Annotated in this window: 16 protein-coding genes; 7 read left to right on the top strand and 9 right to left on the bottom strand. The window is 46.2% G+C overall.

Annotation, left to right across the window (positions count from 1 at the left end; all coding sequences use genetic code 11):
• Window positions 1–96 precede the first annotated feature (96 nt).
• The 8 genes from noc to rpmH all read right to left on the bottom strand — a co-directional run bounded on the left by noc (window position 97) and on the right by rpmH (window position 8,047).
• Complete coding sequence (gene noc / locus FS806_RS13230) at window positions 97–912, bottom strand: nucleoid occlusion protein (RefSeq protein ID WP_144937103.1); 816 nt, start codon at window positions 910–912, stop codon at window positions 97–99.
• 161 nt (window positions 913–1,073) lie between these two features.
• A complete protein-coding gene (gene rsmG, locus FS806_RS13235; protein WP_144937106.1) occupies window positions 1,074–1,808 on the bottom strand; it encodes a 16S rRNA (guanine(527)-N(7))-methyltransferase RsmG in 735 nt (244 codons plus the stop codon).
• Window positions 1,805–3,697 (bottom strand): tRNA uridine-5-carboxymethylaminomethyl(34) synthesis enzyme MnmG, encoded by a 1,893-nt coding sequence (gene mnmG / locus FS806_RS13240; protein ID WP_144937152.1) that lies wholly within the window; start codon window positions 3,695–3,697, stop codon window positions 1,805–1,807. Before mnmG ends, rsmG begins: the two co-directional genes overlap by 4 nt.
• A gap of 210 nt (window positions 3,698–3,907) precedes the next feature.
• Entirely contained in the window at window positions 3,908–5,284 is a 1,377-nt protein-coding gene (gene mnmE / locus FS806_RS13245; protein ID WP_144937109.1) for a tRNA uridine-5-carboxymethylaminomethyl(34) synthesis GTPase MnmE, read from the bottom strand.
• Between the two features lie 87 nt (window positions 5,285–5,371).
• Window positions 5,372–5,989: an RNA-binding cell elongation regulator Jag/EloR gene (gene jag, locus FS806_RS13250; protein ID WP_144937112.1), complete on the bottom strand. Its 618-nt coding sequence runs from the start codon at window positions 5,987–5,989 to the stop codon at window positions 5,372–5,374.
• A 15-nt stretch (window positions 5,990–6,004) separates the two neighbouring features.
• Window positions 6,005–6,727, bottom strand: a complete 723-nt coding sequence (locus FS806_RS13255) for a YidC/Oxa1 family membrane protein insertase (RefSeq protein ID WP_144937115.1) — start codon at window positions 6,725–6,727, stop codon at window positions 6,005–6,007.
• Window positions 6,728–7,189: 462 nt separating this feature from the next.
• A complete protein-coding gene (gene rnpA / locus FS806_RS13260) occupies window positions 7,190–7,534 on the bottom strand; it encodes a ribonuclease P protein component (RefSeq protein ID WP_144937118.1) in 345 nt (114 codons plus the stop codon).
• 378 nt (window positions 7,535–7,912) lie between these two features.
• A complete protein-coding gene (rpmH, locus tag FS806_RS13265; RefSeq protein WP_144937121.1) occupies window positions 7,913–8,047 on the bottom strand; it encodes a 50S ribosomal protein L34 in 135 nt (44 codons plus the stop codon).
• Between the two features lie 478 nt (window positions 8,048–8,525).
• Here rpmH and dnaA point away from each other — a divergent pair, with 478 nt between their 5' ends.
• The 7 genes from dnaA (at window position 8,526) to gyrA (ending at window position 17,970) form a co-directional block, all read left to right on the top strand.
• Window positions 8,526–9,884, top strand: coding sequence for a chromosomal replication initiator protein DnaA (gene dnaA, locus FS806_RS13270; protein WP_144937124.1), 1,359 nt, complete (start codon window positions 8,526–8,528; stop codon window positions 9,882–9,884).
• 311 nt (window positions 9,885–10,195) lie between these two features.
• Window positions 10,196–11,338: a DNA polymerase III subunit beta gene (gene dnaN, locus FS806_RS13275; RefSeq protein WP_144937128.1), complete on the top strand. Its 1,143-nt coding sequence runs from the start codon at window positions 10,196–10,198 to the stop codon at window positions 11,336–11,338.
• A 17-nt stretch (window positions 11,339–11,355) separates the two neighbouring features.
• On the top strand, window positions 11,356–11,571 hold the full coding sequence (yaaA, locus tag FS806_RS13280) for a S4 domain-containing protein YaaA (RefSeq protein WP_144937132.1): 216 nt from the start codon (window positions 11,356–11,358) through the stop codon (window positions 11,569–11,571).
• A 188-nt stretch (window positions 11,572–11,759) separates the two neighbouring features.
• A complete protein-coding gene (gene recF / locus FS806_RS13285) occupies window positions 11,760–12,875 on the top strand; it encodes a DNA replication/repair protein RecF (protein ID WP_144937135.1) in 1,116 nt (371 codons plus the stop codon).
• 41 nt (window positions 12,876–12,916) lie between these two features.
• On the top strand, window positions 12,917–13,165 hold the full coding sequence (gene remB, locus FS806_RS13290) for an extracellular matrix regulator RemB (RefSeq protein ID WP_144937138.1): 249 nt from the start codon (window positions 12,917–12,919) through the stop codon (window positions 13,163–13,165).
• Window positions 13,166–13,204: 39 nt separating this feature from the next.
• Window positions 13,205–15,121 carry a DNA topoisomerase (ATP-hydrolyzing) subunit B gene (gene gyrB / locus FS806_RS13295; protein WP_144937141.1) on the top strand — a complete coding sequence of 639 codons (1,917 nt, stop codon included), beginning with the start codon at window positions 13,205–13,207 and terminating at the stop codon, window positions 15,119–15,121.
• 311 nt (window positions 15,122–15,432) lie between these two features.
• The gene (gyrA, locus tag FS806_RS13300) at window positions 15,433–17,970 is read left to right on the top strand and encodes a DNA gyrase subunit A (protein ID WP_144937144.1); all 2,538 of its coding nucleotides are present in this window, start codon (window positions 15,433–15,435) and stop codon (window positions 17,968–17,970) included.
• 139 nt (window positions 17,971–18,109) lie between these two features.
• Here gyrA and FS806_RS13305 read toward each other — a convergent pair whose 3' ends face one another.
• Window positions 18,110–18,571 (bottom strand): DinB family protein, encoded by a 462-nt coding sequence (locus FS806_RS13305; RefSeq protein ID WP_144937147.1) that lies wholly within the window; start codon window positions 18,569–18,571, stop codon window positions 18,110–18,112.
• Window positions 18,572–19,046 lie beyond the last annotated feature (475 nt).

Raw genomic sequence — 19,046 nt, forward strand, 5'->3', positions numbered from 1 at the left:
ATAAGTTTTCATCTATACCTGTTCTTATATTTCATTGGTAAACGCGCCCGTCCTAAGGACGGCGATAGCCGTTTATCCTTGTTCGAAACATACGCTTTATTGTTTAGGAATCGATATGATGATTTCGTAATGATCTTCGAAGTCTTTCTCATCTGTACTAATGTTCATACCCGAACTCGAAATCATGTCCACGGACTGTCTGATTGTATTGACTGCCAGCCTCACATCTTTAGAGAAAGTAATTCTCTTCTTCCTCTTGGGCTTGCTCGCCTCATTGTAGAAGTTAACCCTGGCTTCCGTCTGTTTTACATTCAAATCTTTAGTAATGATCTCGTCCAGAAGCTTCAACTGAAGCTCTTCATTGTCCAAAGATAACAGAGCCCGGGCATGACGCTCCGAAATTTTCCGTTCCATAAGCGCTTGCTTAACAGGCTCGCTTAGCTGCAGAAGCCTGATTTTATTGGCAATCGTCGATTGGCTTTTCCCCAGTCTTTGGGCCAGACTTTCCTGAGTCAGCTGATGCAGCTCCATTAGCTTCTGATAAGCAACCGCTTCTTCAATAGCCGTTAGTCCTTCCCTCTGAAGGTTTTCGATGAGGGCAATGGAGGCTGCCTGAGCATCGTTAAATTCCCGTATAATGGCCGGGACTGTTTCCAGTCCAAGCTTCTTAACAGCTCTCCAGCGCCGTTCGCCCGCAATAATCTCAAACTTTCCTTCGCGGACCCGGACTACAATTGGTTGAATAACGCCATGAGTCTTAATCGTCTGGAGCAGCTCATCTATTCTTTCTTCATCAAATACGGTCCTTGGTTGATAAGGACTCGGTAGAATATCCTGAACGGGTATTTGCTTCACTTCGTCCGAAGGCGTTCTTTCCGTGAAACCAAAGAGCTTAGATATTTGTTCCCTCATCCTGTCTTTACCCACCTAACTCTTTCACAATAAATATCCGTAATAATAAATTCTCCACAGACAAGAAATATCCTGCCTGACAGACATGAATTTATTGTTTCACGTGAAACATTTTTGTTTTTGTCACAAAATTTCGCATATAGCTGGTGAGGTGTTTGAGTTTATGTTCTAACCAGCGGCTTCTTAAGCGGAGTTCCTGCCGGCCGCGGATACTTGCGCGGGGTCTCCCCCGTTTTTTGCAGCACAACGATATGTCTTTCCGCTTGCTCGATCGGCAATTCCATGCGATAGATCTGCACCAGCTTGGCTTTCAGTTCTATCATACTGAATGAGGATTCCTCCACTTCTTCGTGAGGATTGGTGCCTTTCATTGCAGCGAACCAACCGCCCTTACGGACAAAGGGCAAACAAAACTCGTTCAACACACTTTGTCTGGCGACGGCTCTGGCGGTTACCATATCGAAGTGATCCCGGTATCCGCTTTGTCTGCCCCAATCTTCCGCTCTTCCATGAATTAATTCGACTTCCGAAAGAGATAGCTGTTGAACAAGATGCTCAAGAAAACCTATTCTCTTCTTCAATGAGTCGATAATGGTTACCCGAAGATGCGGGAACGCAATTTTCAAAGGGATGCTGGGAAATCCGGCCCCTGATCCGATATCAGCCAAGGTTCTGATCTCTTGAAGGTCAAGGAAGAAGGACAGAGAGAGGGAGTCGTAAAAATGCTTGATATACACTTGCTCCTCTTCCGTAATCCCCGTCAGGTTCATCTTCTCATTCCATGTTACCAATTCTCTGTAGTACGTTGCAAACTGCTCCAACTGAACCGGGATCAGCTCGATCCCTTCCTGCTTGAGCCGACCCGCAAACGATGCCGCTACCGATTCGCTGCTCATTGTGATCTGGCCGCCGTTACTTGATTATAGTGTTCCAAATAAACAAGGAGGATGGAAATATCCGCCGGTGAAACCCCGGAAATACGTGAAGCCTGGCCAATCGACAGCGGACGGATTTTGGATAGCTTCTGCCGGGCCTCGATCGCAATTCCATGAATGTCGTCATAGACGATATCCTCCGGAATCTTCTTCTTCTCCATCTTTTTCAACCTTTCTACCTGCTGCAGCTGCTTCTCGATATAACCGGAATATTTGAATTGAATTTCCACCTGTTCCTTAACGTCCTCCGGCAATTCAACCGGCGATGGGGAAATCGCCTCAATGTGGGCATAAGTCACTTCCGGCCTGCGCAGAAGAGAGCCCAATTCAACCGCATTATTCAGTTCAACCGTTCCGGCTTCCCTCAAGATTTGTTGAACGTTCGGCTCCGGTCTGACTTTCGTTTGCTTCAGCCGTTCCAATTCCTGTTCAATCATCTCTTTCTTCTGAACGAATTTTCTGTAGCGTTCCTCTGGAATCAGTCCGATATCGTAACCTATCTGGGTCAGCCTCAGATCGGCGTTGTCATGACGCAGCAGCAACCGGTATTCGGCGCGGGAAGTGAGCAAACGATAAGGCTCGTTAGTTCCTTTCGTCACCAGGTCATCGATCAGAACTCCGATATATCCCTGAGATCGATCGAGAATAACCGGCTCCTCCCCCTTGACCTGGCGGGCCGCATTTATGCCTGCCATAATACCTTGGGCAGCGGCTTCCTCATACCCGGATGTTCCGTTAAGCTGTCCTGCCGTAAACAGCGAACGAATTCGCTTCGTTTCCAATGTGGGCCACAATTGGTTAGGGACAATCACATCATATTCAATGGCATAACCGGTTCTCATCATCTCCGCTTTTTCCAGGCCCGGCACAGACCGAATCATGCGAATCTGGATTTCTTCCGGCATGCTGGTGGAGAGACCTTGTATATAATACTCCGAAGTATGCCTTCCCTCCGGCTCCAGAAAAATTTGATGCTTCGGCTTATCGGCGAAACGCACGATTTTATCCTCAATAGAAGGACAATAACGGGTTCCGACCCCTTCGATCGCACCCGAAAACATCGGCGCCCGGTGCAAATTGTTACTTATAATGTCGTGCGTCTCCGGCGATGTATAAGTCAACCAGCATGGCAGCTGGTCCTTGATGCTCTCTGTCGTTTCATAGGAAAAATGGCTGGGATTCTCGTCCCCGGGCTGAATTTCCATCTTCGTGAAATCGATCGTTTCCTTATTAATCCGCGGAGGAGTGCCTGTTTTGAAGCGGACCAGCTCGAAGCCCAGAGCCTTCAAGCATTCGGACAGCTTCACCGATGGCTGCTGGTTATTCGGACCGCTCTCATACATGAGCTCTCCCATAATTACTTTTCCTCTTAAATAGGTTCCTGTTGTGAGAACAACCGCCTTGCCAAAATATTGAGCCCCTGTCTTCGTGACGACTCCCTTGCATACTCCGTCCTCGACAATCAGATCCTCCACCATTCCTTGGCGCAGGCTAAGGCGCTCCTGCTTTTCGATGGTTTCCTTCATCGTTTGCTGATACAGAAACTTATCCGCTTGAGCCCGCAAGGCGTGAACGGCCGGTCCCTTCCCCGTATTCAACATCCTCATCTGAATATAGGTCTTGTCGATATTCCGTCCCATCTCCCCGCCCAAGGCATCCACTTCACGGACGACATGCCCTTTGGCCGGCCCGCCAATCGAAGGATTGCACGGCATAAAGGCGATCATATCCAAATTGATGGTCAGCAACAATGTTTGACAGCCCATTCTCGCAGCGGCTAGAGCCGCCTCACAACCGGCATGCCCCGCCCCGATGACGATGACATCAAAATGACCTGCATCATATCCCATCATTTTCACCTTCCTTATCCTTTTTCTTATATGAAAAGTTAAACGGTTTTGGGAACACTTTGCGCCGAGTTTCGACATCAACGTGCTCCTTCCTAGTATCTTATATATAGTTATAAGGCTTGGAATCCGACGAAAAATCCTATCTTTCGTTCCTAAATAAGCGCCCGATTTTAAAGGATATTATCCTCACCCGGATCCTATTTTACCTTTTTACTTCCCTAAACAAAACTGTGAGAAAATTTGGTCGATCAGTGATTCTCCAACGGAATCCCCTATAATTTCTCCCAACTGCTCCCAACTGTTGCGTACATCTATTTGAATCATATCGATGGGCACGAATTGCTCCGCCGCCATCATGGCCTCCCGAAGGGAAGCCTTAGCTTCCTTAAGCAGATGAATGTGGCGGACATTGCTGACATAAGTCGCATCATTCGACTCCAGCCGCCCGCTGAAGAATATGGCGGAGATGGCCTTCTCCAGCTCCTCCATCCCCCTGTTCTCCTGGACCGACATCATTACAATACGCTCTTCATCCAGGAAAGAGGACAATCTTCCGATATCCAGCTTCCGGGGCAAATCGATTTTGTTGACGATAACAATTACTTGTCGGTCTTTAAGCTGCTCAAGCAATTGCAGCTCATCGTCATTCAGCTCCTCGCCCGCATTAAGGACAAGCAGGATCAGATCCGCATCCGACAATGCGCTTCGCGATTTCTCGACACCGATCTGCTCGACAACATCCGACGTTTCGCGAATTCCCGCTGTATCCAACAGCTTCAACGGAATCCCGTTAATCGTAACATACTCTTCAATAACGTCTCTAGTGGTCCCGGGAATATCCGTTACGATCGCCCGGTTTTCTTGGGCAAGGGCATTCAGCAGAGAAGATTTCCCTACATTCGGACGGCCCACTATAGCCGTTACGATTCCCTCGCGTATTATTTTTCCTTGCTCCGCCGTTTTCAATAATTCATCTATTTTGGCGATCGCTTCCCTGCTTTTGTCGACAATGAATGCACTGGTCATTTCCTCGACATCATGCTCTGGATAATCGATATTCACCTCTATATGGGCCATAAGCTCCACCAACTGCTGCCTCAACTGCTTAATTTGTTGGGAAAGTGACCCTTCCGCCTGCTTCATGGCTATTTTATAAGCACGGTCCGATTTGGAGCGAATCAAATCAATTACCGCCTCGGCCTGGGAAAGGTCAATCCGTCCATTCAAGAAAGCCCTCTTCGTGAACTCCCCCGGTTCAGCCAGCCGAATGCCTTTGCTCAACAGAAGATCCAGCACTTTCTTAACCGACACCAATCCCCCATGGCAGCCTATTTCGACAACATCCTCCATCGTAAACGAGCGTGGGGCTCTCATCACCGTAACCAGCACCTCGTCGACCTTCTCCAGTGACTCCGGATCTTGAATAAACCCGTAGTGCACCGTATGGGTGGCCGCTTCGGTCAGTCTTGTTCTAGATTTAAACACCTGTTCTACATTAGGAATGGCATCCTGCCCGCTGACCCGAATAACCGCAATACTTCCCTCTCCCAGCGGTGTTGCAATAGCCGCAATCGTATCATGAATCATTCTATTACCACCTCCTGAGCAGCTTAATCGGTATGGAAAGAAAAAAAGCAATGACTCCCTCTTCGGCAAGAAGTCATTGCACCGTTCCTACTTTAAGGCGATCACCACTCTGCGATTCGGCTCTTCCCCTTTACTGTATGTTTTCACCGAAGGGTGATCCTGTAGTTTGGAATGGATAATTTTGCGTTCAAGGGAAGACATCGGTTCCAGAATGACTTCCTTCTTACTCTTGATAACCCTGGAAGCCAATCGCATGGCGAGATCTTCTAATGTTTTTCTTCTGCGGCTCCGGAAATCTTCGGCATCCAGCACTATTTTAACATGGGTATTGGAATAACGGTTAGCTACAATATTTACTAAATATTGGAGAGCATCTAAAGTTTGCCCTCTTCTTCCGATTAATATCCCTAACTCTTCCCCGTTCAAGTCGAACGTCGTCAAATCCCTTCCGGCCTGAACATCGATATCCGTACGCAAATTCATCGTCCGAAAAATATCTTTAAGAAATGCCACAGCTTCCTCAATCGGATCAGGAATTAATTCGAGCTCTACCTTCGCATCCTTGGCACCAATTAGTCCAAACAGCCCTCTCGAGGGCTGTTCAAGAATGTTTACTTTAACTCGGTCTTCCGTTACTTCCCACTTTCCTAACCCTTGCTTTACGGCATCTTCAACCGTTTTTCCAGAAACCACAATCTTCTTCATTAGAAATGGCCACCCCTATTTTTTAGATGGTCTATAAAGAATATAGGATTGTATGATTGTGAAGATGTTGCTGTATACCCAGTACAAAGGCAGCGCAGCCGGAAAATTCATAGCCATTACGAAGATAAGCACCGGGAAAATAAATAACAGGGCCTGCATGGGCGAATTGCTCACTTGGGTCGACATGACCTTCTGCTGCAAATAAGTCGTCAAAGCGGCCAGCACCGGCAGTACATAGAACGGATCGGGCTTACCCAGCTCCATCCACAAGAAAGAATGGTTAGCGATTTCCCCATTACGCATAATCGCATTATACAGTGCAATCAGAATCGGCATCTGAACAAGTAAAGGCAAGCATCCCGCTAACGGGTTGACGTTATGCTTTTGAAACAGCTTCATGGTTTCTTCTTGCTGCTTTTGCGGATTGTCCTTGTACTTCTCTTTAATTTTCATCAATTCGGGTTGAATCGCTTGCATTTGCTTCGAGCTGCGGTATTGCTTCAGCGTAAGCGGCAAAACGAGGAATCGGATAATCACTGTAACGATCAGGATGGATAATCCGTATTGGCCCCACAGCATATCGGCGAACCAGTTCAGTACACTGGAAAGCGGATAAACGAAATACTTGTCCCAAATTCCGTTGTTCGGATCAATGGGACTGAATTGCGTCGGACTACAGGCAGATAACAGCAGCACCAACAATCCCAGCGGTATTAACTTATAGAAGCGACGAATCAATATCAAATCCTCCCGGAAGTTTTGTGGGATAACCAACCCGGCTTCCTAGACGTCTGCCATTCGTTCGTTCTCCAATCCAAAACTTTCTATATTATATAAGGATAAACGGCTATCGCCGTCCTCTGGACAGGCGCGTTTACCGATGAATATAAGAACAGGTATAAGGCGAAACTTATACTTTCTTATATTATGAGAAAAACTCCTATCGGAGTATTTCATGGATGAGCGACCGCGTTTAAAGGACGTTCTATTGCCAAATAGAATGGAAAGAGAGCGCTCGGTAAACGGGCTTCTTCCTTCTATTGCAGCAAATGCGGCATAATATCTCCCGTTCTACTAAATAGAAAGAAGGCAGAAATCGTTAACAGCCGCTTACTCAACCTTCCAATAATGCTCAATAGAGCAAATCATACATCAAAAAACAATATATCATAACTACTGTAACAAATAAATATTTATCGATTATTTCTTTTTGAACAAGCCCGCTTTTTTCAGGACATGGAACAAGCTTTTCTCCATTTCATGATAAGACATATCGGCGGCCGGTTTTCGGGCAATGAAAATAAGATCCGCATTCCCTTCAATACGGTCTATATTCAAGCGGATAATTTCCTTGACCACTCTGCGGATCCGATTACGGACGACTGCATTGCCTACCTTCTTGCTCACCGATACCCCTACCCTCAATGGCTGAGAGGCGTTCTTTTCCTTCCGGTAAAGCACAAACTGATGATTCGCAGTCGACTTGCCCCAGCGGTACACTTTACTAAAATCTTCTCTTTTGGCCAAACGATTCTGTTTATGCACTGCGAACTCCCCAATTTGTCAAGAAAACTTTAACCTTCCCTTGCTCCGAAAGAGAATGTGGTTTATAAGCCTCCATCCACATGCTCCGCCCTTTCTATTGGGACAGGCCTTTCGGACAGCAAGTATAAGGTAACGCACTCCATGAACGGCCGGATCTTGATTACAGCAATCTATTTAGTTCTAGGTTTAACATTTTTGCCTTATTTAAAACTTGCGCTGCCGGCTGTTATGCCAGCTTGATCCTTCGGGGCTTCCTCCTTCCGAACCTTCATATTCCGAGAACCGAATCCTGGTATAAATTCAGTCCCTGTAAGCCAGGCAAGGAGACACCGGGCACCAAACAGGAAAAAAGACCACTCGCAAGTGGTCTCAAAAAAATTAAGCAGTCAGTACTTTTCTGCCCTTTTGGCGACGAGCTTGAATTACCTTGCGGCCATTCTTCGTACTCATGCGCTTACGGAAACCGTGTACTTTTTTACGCTTTCTTACGTTCGGTTGGAAAGTCGGTTTCATTATATAGCACCTCCCCGAGGAATTACATCCCAAAAATACCTCTAATAATTAAATCATCTCGCAGGCCAAAAGTCAACCGGACTTCACTCTGGAGCCCGCGCTATTTTCATCCACGGAAGGCTGTGAATAATTTTGTGGCAAATTTAGCAGAACTCTGTCGAAATATCAACAATTTATAAACACTGGACAGGTATGTGCATCGAATCTATTCACAAGTTGGCGAAATTGTGGATAATTTATCGAATTCCATTGAATCCTCTCCCTCTTTTTGATATATTTAAATTGTTTTCGCCTGTGGATATTTATCAAATACATAGAAATTATCAACATGTTGTGGATAATATTGTGAACAATTTGAACTTTTCCTTCCCAATAACCCTTCTAATTCCCTTGATAATGTGGATAATTGACATGTTGTTCCTTGATATGACAATATATTCAATGGCTGTCGCCACGTTTTTTAAAGGAGTGACTGTTTGTGGAAAGCCATGTCAATAACTTATGGCAACAAGTACTTTCAGAAATTCAAACCAAGCTAAGCAAGCCCAGTTTTGATACGTGGCTTAAATCTACCCAAGCAAAGGTATTTACCGATACCCTCCTTGTCATATGCGCTCCTAACAATTTTGCACGCGAATGGCTGGAAACCCGGTATGCCAAGATGATCAAGGCGACGGTTTACGAATGTTTAGGCAAGGATGTGACTGTAGAGGTCGTCATTGAGGACGGCTCCCCTGCCCAGCCTCCATCCATACAAACCGCAGCACCGGTTCAACCCGAGACCGCCGTTCAGGAAGAATGGTCTTACGCCAGTATGATGAACCCCAAATATACGTTCGATACGTTCGTTATCGGCGCCGGGAACCGGTTTGCCCATGCGGCTTCTTTAGCTGTGGCCGAAGCGCCTGCGAAATCGTATAATCCGCTATTTTTATATGGTGGAGTGGGACTTGGCAAAACCCATTTAATGCATGCCATCGGACATTATGTACTCGAGCATAATCCCAATGCGCGGGTTCTCTATATATCTTCCGAGAAATTTACGAATGAATTTATTAACGCGATCCGTGACAACCGCGGCGAGAGCTTCCGGAACAAGTACCGCAACATCGACGTTCTGCTCATCGATGATATTCAGTTTCTCGCCGGCAAAGAGCAGACCCAGGAGGAATTCTTCCATACTTTCAATGCTCTGCACGAAGAAAGTAAGCAAATTATTATTTCAAGCGACAGGCAGCCGAAAGAAATCCCGACCCTGGAGGAGAGGCTGCGCTCCCGGTTCGAATGGGGCTTGATCACAGATATTCAGCCTCCGGATCTGGAGACCAGAATCGCCATCCTGCGCAAGAAGGCCAAAGCGGAGAATCTGGAAATTCCGAATGAAGCCATGGTCTATATCGCCAATCATATTGATACGAATATCCGCGAGCTGGAAGGCGCCCTGATTCGCGTAGTCGCTTATTCTTCTCTTATTAACGAAGACATTACCGTTTCCCTGGCGGCCGATGCGTTGAAGGATATTATCCCTTCCTCCCGGCCCAAAGTAATTACCATTCAAGATATTCAACAGAAGGTCGGGGAATTTTACGGGTTGAAGCTGGAGGATTTCAAGGCGAGGAAACGGACGAAAGCCGTCGCTTTTCCAAGGCAGGTCGCGATGTATCTGTCTCGTGAACTCACCGACTACTCCCTTCCCAAAATTGGAGAAGCCTTCGGAGGAAGAGATCATACGACCGTTATTCATGCCCACGACAAAATTACAATGACGCTTAAGCAAGATCCGGAATTGGGCAAGATCATTCAGAATCTGACCGAAAAAATTAAAAATCCCAGTTGATAACGAAGAAGCCTATGCACAATCTATTCACATGTGGATAGGCTTGATTCTTGTCTTTTTTATTCACATATCCACATATTCAGGCCGCCTACTACTATTACTACTAAAAAAAAGATATAATTTAAAATAGAAAAGCGTTCAGCGAAGCCACATTTTCCACAATGGAAGTTTTGTGTCCTGCTCAGCTTTAAATTCTATTAGAGTAGTTTTTCTCATTTTTCCCAAGCTGCATACATTATGCCGGCTTTTTCGAGTTTGCTATAATACAGGTTATGAGCCGTTTCTTATTTTAAGAACCCGGGAGTGAAATTATGAAACTGACGATTTTAAAAGACCAGCTGAGCGAATCGATCCAGCATGTGTCGAAAGCGATTTCCAGCCGCACAACCATTCCAATCCTTAGCGGAATAAAGATAGATGCTACTCCTAAAGGAGTTATGTTAACGGCAAGCGATACGGACATTTCCATCCAATCCTTTATTCCATTGGAGAATGATGGGATAGAAAATGTGCAATTGGTCCAAACTGGTAGCGTCGTGCTACCCGCCAAATTTTTCATGGAAATGGTGCGCAAGCTGCCTTCCGAACAGATAGAAATCGAAGCCGGCGAAAATCATCAAACGATCATCCGTTCAGGAACAGCCGAGTTTCAATTAGTCGGATTCGATTCGGAGGAATACCCCCTTCTCCCCCAAGTCGATGAGGAGAAAGTCATCTCGATGTCCAGCGATCTGCTGAAGGCAATGATCAAGCAGACCTCCTTCGCTGTATCCACAAGCGAAACGACACCGATTCTGACTGGAGTTCTCTGGTCGTTGACAGAGAATAATCTCAAGCTGATCGGATGCGACCGCCATCGTCTGGCCAGCCGGGAATCTCAAATCGATACCCCTCCAGACCAGGTAATCAAGAGCGTCGTCATTTCCGGTAAAACCTTAAGCGAGCTGAACAAAATATTGCCGGATCATAACTCCTTGATCGATATCGTCTTTACCGAAACACTCGTGCTGTTCAAGCTGAGCAATGTTCTGTTCTATACTCGGGTGCTGGAAGGCGTATATCCGGATACCAGTAAATTGATCCCGCAGCAATTCCAGACAGAAATGGTTATAAAATCCAAATCGTTAATGGACGCGATTGACCGGGCTTATTTGCTTACCAGAGAGAACAAGGCGAATATCGTAAAATTGGTTATGAACGACGATCAAACGATCGAAATTTCGTCCAGCTCATCCGATCTCGGCAAGGTCAAAGAAGTGCTTCCGGTCAGCAGCCATTCCGGAAATCTTCTGCAGATCTCATTCAATTCCAAATTTATGCTCGATGCCTTAAAAGTTATCGATAGCGAATTCGTGCATATCGGATTTACCGGACCGATGAACCCGATTGTTATCCAGCCGGAGGACGGCACGAGAATTTTGCAGCTCATCCTTCCCTACCGGACTACCAGCTAATAAAGGAGTAAGGAAGAATGAAATCTATCGAAATTTCGACGGAGTATATTGCATTGGGGCAATTTCTCAAGCTGGCTGACTGTGTGTCCACCGGCGGACACGCCAAAATATTTCTACAGGAAACGAAGGTTCTCGTTAACGGGGAGCCGGAAAACCGGCGGGGCCGAAAGCTTGTTCCCGGCGATATTATTCAGGTGGACGGCTGTGGGGAATTTCAAGTCCGGCGTTCTTAAACGAAGGCCCGAGCAGTTGAAACGGCAAGCTTGTCTCCAAAGAATAAAGTGCCGCATAGAATAGATAACTGGAGTCGTATGTTACAAAGAGGACCCCTTTCTTTCATTATGGATGAAAGTGTGGAATCATTGCTCTTGCCTTGCGAAGCGGAGCTTTGCGTTAAAGCGGGCTCTTAGGAGGAAATCACTTGTTTCTTAATAGGCTGGCTATTAAAAATTACCGAAACTATGATGAAATAGAGTTGAATACCGACCATAAGGTCAACATTTTTATAGGTCCTAATGCCCAAGGGAAAACCAATTTACTGGAAGCGATCTATGTCCTTGCCCTGTCCAAATCTCATCGTACGCATCATGATAAGCAGCTAATTCGCTGGAATGAACCCTATGCCCAGCTCTATGCGGAAGTGGACAAGAAATACGGCTTGTGCAAGCTCAGTCTCTCGGTTACTCCCCAGGGCAAAAAGGCTAAAATTAATGGCCTCGAGCAAAAAAAACTTAGTGATTTTATCGGAACGCTAAATGTAGTCATGTTTGCCCCGGAGGATTTGGAAATTGTCAAGGGCGCTCCCGGAATCCGCCGGCGGTTCCTTGATATGGAGATCGGCCAGGTTCACCCTGGCTATCTGTATGAAATGACCCAGTATCAGAAGGTGCTGAACCAGCGGAACAATTACTTGAAGCAATTGCCCGGCTTTCCTGCCGCCACGGACCCGATGCTTGAAATTTGGGACGAGCAGTTGGCCCAGTATGGTTCTAAAATCATCAAAAAAAGGCAAAGCTTTATAAAAAAACTGCAAAAATGGGCGGAGTATATCCATTCGGGCATAACGAACGACCTCGAAAAGCTCCGGGTCGAGTACCGTCCCTCCATAGAAACCGGTGATCCCGAAGAGGAAACTATTCTATTTGAGCGATTTATGATAAAGTTAAAACAGATGAAAGATCAGGAAATAAGGCGCGGTACAACACTAGTCGGGCCTCATCGTGATGATATGATGTTTTTTATCAATGACAAAGAAGTTCAGGTTTACGGGTCCCAAGGCCAGCAGAGGACGGCCGCACTTTCCTTGAAGCTGGCCGAGCTCGAGCTGATTCACGAAGAATTGGGAGAGTACCCTGTTCTCTTGCTTGATGATGTCTTGTCCGAATTGGACCCGTATCGGCAAACCCAGCTGATCGAGACCTTTCAGGACAAGGTTCAAACCTTTATCACGACGACCGCCCTGGACAGTGTCAATATGGATAAGCTGTCGGATGCAGCTATATATCACGTTAAGAACGGATCGGTACAGGATAAGTGACGGCTATTCCATCGATTTCTATCCGAATAGGGGTTGAGCCTATGTTCATTCATTTGGGAGGAGAAAAGATCATTCGCGCTAACGAGTTAGTAGCTATATTTGACCTCTCGATCGAAAAAAATTCGAAAATTTCCAAACAATTTGTTACCCATGCGTTAAAAAATAAAAAAATCGAAGTGATAGGCGAAGAGGATAGCAAGTCGATCGTCGTTACAGTCCATAAAGTTTATTATTCCCCTATTTCATCTGCAACACTGAATAAAAGAGCAAGTCAATTGCAAATTCATTAGCCTTATCTGTCCGGAAATTTGAAAAGTAGGTGAAGGGTAATGTCATTGAATCCAAATACTTATGACGAGAATCAGATACAGGTACTGGAAGGTCTGGAGGCGGTCAGAAAACGTCCAGGGATGTACATCGGTTCCACCAGCAGCAGAGGTCTTCACCATTTGGTATGGGAAGTCGTCGATAACAGCATTGACGAAGCTCTGGCCGGTTACTGTACCCGAATTGATGTTACCGTTCATAAAGACAACAGCATTTCAGTAACTGACAACGGACGCGGAATTCCTGTAGGGGAACATGCCAAGATGAAGAAGCCCGCAGTCGAGGTTGTGCTGACGGTGCTTCACGCAGGCGGTAAGTTCGGCGGGGAAGATTCCGGATATAAAGTATCTGGCGGATTGCACGGAGTCGGGGTGTCGGTCGTTAATGCCCTGTCCACTCATCTTACGGTTCAGGTCAAAACAAAAGGAAAAATTCATCTGCAGGAATATAAACGCGGCGTTCCTCAATACGATCTCAAAGTGATCGGAGAAACGGAAGAAACGGGAACGAAGATTACTTTCCTGCCCGATCCGGAAATTTTTACGGAAACCGTCGAATATGATTACGAAATATTACAATCGCGACTTCGGGAGCTGGCTTTTCTCAATAAAGGGATCGAGATCAATCTGTTCGATGAGCGGACAGATGCCTCCAATACATTCAAGTATGACGGGGGAATTATTTCATTCGTCGAATATTTGAACCGGAACCGGGAAGTGCTGCATGACCCGCCGATTTATACCGAAGGAACCAAGGATAACATCCAGGTAGAGATCGCTCTGCAGTATAACGACAGCTATACCGAAAACATTTATTCATTCGCCAATAATATAAACACCCATGAAGGCGGAACCCATGAGTCCGGCTTCAAGAGTGCGTTAACGAGAATTCTGAACGATTACGCGCGCAAATCGAATTCCATCAAGGAGAGCGATTCGAATCTTACCGGAGATGATGTCCGTGAAGGTCTGACGGCAATTATTTCGGTGAAGATTCCTGAACCGCAATTCGAGGGGCAGACCAAGACGAAGCTGGGCAACAGTGAAGTGCGCGGGATTGTAGAGTCCCTCTTCTCCGAGAAGCTGCAGGAATTTCTGGAGGAGCATCCTTCGGTATCCAAGAAAATTATGGAGAAGGGGATTCAGGCGGCCAGAGCACGGGAGGCCGCTCGTAAAGCCCGCGAGCTGACCCGGCGCAAGAACGCGCTCGAAGTCAGTTCATTGCCTGGGAAATTGGCGGATTGTTCTTCCAAGGATGCATCCATTAGTGAAATTTTTATCGTAGAGGGAGATTCGGCCGGCGGTTCCGCCAAGCAGGGCCGGGATCGGCATTTTCAAGCTATTCTTCCGTTGCGGGGTAAAATATTGAACGTAGAAAAAGCCCGTCTGGACCGGATTTTGTCCAACGCGGAAATTCGCGCGATCATCACCGCCCTGGGTACGGGAATCGGGGTAGATTTCGATATATCGAAGGCACGTTATCACAAAGTGATCATTATGACCGATGCCGATGTGGACGGAGCTCATATCCGTACTCTTCTGCTCACGTTCTTCTATCGTTACATGCGCAAGCTGATTGAGGCAGGTTATGTATATATTGCACAGCCTCCATTGTACAAATTAGAACGCAACAAAACGGTGCGCTATGCCTATAACGACAAGCAGCGGGAAGAAATGATGGCCGAATTTGGAGACGGGGCCAAAGTGAATGTCCAACGTTACAAAGGTCTGGGCGAGATGAATGCAGGCCAGCTCTGGGAAACGACGATGGATCCCGAAAGCCGGACACTGCTGCAGGTAAGTATTCAGGATGCTATGGATGCCGACCTTATTTTCGATACGTTGATGGGAGATAATGTCGAGCCCCGGCGGGATTTCATTCAAGAGCATGCCAAGTATGTAACCAACCTGGACATTTAACAATTGATCAAGCAAATTCCGAAAAGGGAGGTTCTGTTTGCACGGAGCCTTCTTTTTAAACTTATAGGACAAACTTGCGGGAGACATTATAGGTGCGGAAAGCGGAGGCGTTTTAAAAAAATAAATCCGTAAGTTCCGGCTGTATGAGCCGCCCAAAGTTCGTTTAATTGTGCAAAAGTTGTGAAAGTAATATAATAACAATGGATATATAAAAGCTGGCCGGCATTCAAATGACTGTGGAAATGGCGGGAAAATCTATTTTCCCTAATTTTCGGCTGGCCGGGTTTTGCAGAACGATCAGGAGGTAAACGATGGCCGAAGAAATGCAACCTCAAATCAAAGAAAGAGATATCGGCTCGGAAATGCGGGAATCGTTCATGGACTACGCGATGAGTATCATCGTCAGCCGTGCGCTCCCTGATGTCCGGGATGGCTTGAAGCCGGTTCACCGCAGAATTCTGTATGCGATGTCTGAATTGGGCATGTCGCCCGATAAGCCATATAAGAAATCGGCCAGAATAGTTGGAGAAGTCATCGGTAAATATCACCCGCATGGAGATTCTGCCGTTTATGAAACGATGGTTCGGATGGCTCAGGACTTCTCCCTTCGCTATATGCTGGTGGATGGCCACGGTAACTTTGGTTCTATAGACGGGGATTCTGCAGCGGCCATGAGATATACCGAAGCCCGCCTGTCGAAGATCGCTATGGAGCTGTTGCGCGATATTAACAAAGAAACGATTGACTTCGTACCGAACTATGATGGCGAGGAACAAGAGCCGGCAGTCCTGCCTTCGCGTTTCCCCAACTTGCTGGTTAACGGGATATCCGGGATTGCTGTCGGCATGGCTACGGCCATTCCTCCTCACAACCTTGGCGAAGTTATCGAAGGCGTTCAGGCGCTGATCAAAAATCCGGACATTACTCCGCTTGAGCTGATGCAATATATTAAGGGGCCCGATTTCCCGACGGGCGGATACATTCTTGGCAGAGAAGGAATCAAGCAGGCCTACTCTACAGGAAGAGGCTCCGTTACCATGCGTGCGAAAGCAACGATTGAGGAAGCCAACGGCAAGGCCCGTATTATTGTTAATGAGCTTCCTTACCAGGTTATCAAGACCCGGTTGATCGTAAACATCGCCGAGCTGGTGCGCGACAAGAAAATCGACGGCATTACCGATCTGCGTGACGAATCAGACCGCAATGGTATGCGGATCGTGATTGAGCTTCGCAAGGATGTCAACCCGAATGTCGTATTAAACAATTTGTACAAGCATACGGCTATGCAAAGTAATTTTGGGATCATTATGCTGGCGATTGTCAATAAAGAGCCCAAGATTTTAAATCTTAAAGAGGTCCTCCATTATTATTTGCTGCATCAGCAGGAAATCATACGCCGGCGGACCGAGTACGATTTACGCAAGGCCGAAGCAAGGGCACATATCTTAGAAGGTCTGCGTATAGCTCTCGATCATTTGGACGAGGTCATCAGTCTGATTCGTTCCTCCAGAACGACTGACATTGCGCGTCAGGGCTTGATGGATACGTTCGCTCTCAGCTATGAACAGGCTCAGGCTATTCTCGATATGCGTCTGCAGCGCCTGACTGGCTTGGAGCGCGAGAAGATCGAAGAGGAATATGCCGAATTGCTGCAGAAAATTGCGGAACTGAAAGAAATTTTGGCTAATGAGAGCCTTATTCTAGGTATCATCAGCGATGAGCTGGAAGAAATCAAAGAACGGTTCAGTGACGAAAGACGGACCGAAATTACGATCGGTGAAGACAGCATTGAAGATGAGGATCTGATTCCTCAGGAAGATGTGATCATTACGATCACTCATTCCGGGTACATCAAGCGTCTTCCCGTAACAACCTATCGCGCTCAAAGACGCGGAGGCCGGGGCGTAGTCGGAATGGATACGAAGGATGATGACTTCGTCGAACATTTGTTTGTATCCAATACACACCACTACCTGATGTTCTTTACGGACAAAGGGAAGGTGTACCGGCTTAAGGCTTATGAAATCCCGGATTTAAGCCGGACGGCCAGAGGAACGCCGATCATTAATTTGATTCAGATAGAGCAGGGAGAAACCGTCAATGCGGTGATCCCGGTCGAGAATTTCGATTCCGATCAATACTTGTTCTTCGCTACCAAAGAGGGAATCGTTAAGAAAACGCCGCTGCAGGATTACGGCAATATCCGCAAGGGCGGGTTAATTGCAATTAACATCCGGGAAGAAGACAGGCTGGTTGGAGTCCGCTTGACCGATGGACAGCAAGAAATCATCATGGGAACGAAGATGGGGATGTCGATTCGCTTCGAAGAGGATGACGTTCGTTCGATGGGCAGATCCGCCACAGGCGTTAAAGGAATTCATTTGTCTGAAGACGATGAAGTCATCGATATGGATGTAGTCGAAGGGCATAATGACGTCCTGATAGTTACTTCCAAAGGTTTCGGCAAACGGACGCCGATCGATGATTACAGGATTCAAACCCGCGGCGGCAAAGGAATCAAGACCCTCAACATTACAAGCAAGAACGGTTTCGTCGTCGGGCTGAAGGTTGTTAAAGAAGACGAGGATCTGATGATCATAACTGCGCAAGGAACGATTATTCGGATGAGTATGGCGGGAATATCGACTATGGGACGCAATACTCAAGGCGTACGTTTGATCAATATTAAAGAAGATGATGAAGTAGCTACGGTCGCCAGAGTGGATAAGAGCGAAGAAGAGGAAGAGGTTCTGGAGGAAGGGCCGGAAATTACTGCGACGGTCGTCAGAAAGGATCCGGACGAAGAACCTGAAACAGATATGGATGAAGAATTCGAGGATAATGAATAATTGCTGAAAGAGGGGCGCGTCCCCTCTTTTCTTTATTTATCACAACAGAAGGTTTAAGTTCATTAAGGCAAAAAAATAGATCAACTTTCTAATTAAAGGGTTCGTTAGAAGGACGGCGACAGTCGCGTCTTCTTGAAGCTCAGATTCCAAACAATCCTCGCCCTATTACATTGGCTGATATGGGTTGGAGCCCAATTTCTCTTGCCCAGAGGGCAAGCTGGCCCTTATGATGGATTTCATGAGCGATAACATGCCGTAATATTTCACCTTTGGTGTAACGTCCTTCAGTCCACGATACGGACACAATTTCATTTTCACAATCATCAGACCATGTATTTAGGAATACTTCTGTTTCTTTGATCCATGAATCGGAAAGTTCTTTAACTTGTTCAAGTGTCTTATAGTTCTCAAACTGGATTTGGATATCCGGCCTGCCTTGTATTCCGCGAATCCAACTATATTCCACATCACAAATATGGAAAAGTATATAAAGAATACAGCTTGGTCCACGATTACGCAGCAATTCCTCCTCCGGGACTTGCTTGAATAATTCAAACCATTCATTCCTTGTAAACCAGTTATACTGAAACAACTTTATCAAGATAAATCTCCCCTTATCAGGAATCTGTTGTTTTACCAATGGAGGGAGGCAGTTTAATATCCAGTGCATCATCAAGCTCTAATTTCTTGAATATCATAAGTAACCATTTCTAAACTGTTTATAATTATAGAACGGGCGTTCCCTTATTTCAACAAATTAAGTACATATTTTAAAAGAGTTAAAACATTTATTATTCAAGCTCTACAAATCCAGATATTTCTTTGTTGACAGAACAGTTACCCATGTGATAAATTATTCTTTGTCGCTTCAAACGGCTTGGTTTTCTCAAGCAGCTGTCGGCAAGCTGGAAGAAAAAAACTTCAAAAAAAAGCTTGCATGACTGGGCGATATATGATATATTAAAAGAGTCGCTGTTAAAGAACGGCGGCACAGAAAAAAAGCAGCATTGCCCTTTGAAAACTGAACAACGAGTGAATGAATGAAGCCAGTGCGTATACGGTTTTCGGACCGTATC

The organism is Paenibacillus sp. 32O-W, assembly GCF_007679495.1.
GTDB classification, from domain to species: domain Bacteria; phylum Bacillota; class Bacilli; order Paenibacillales; family NBRC-103111; genus Paenibacillus_L; species Paenibacillus_L residui.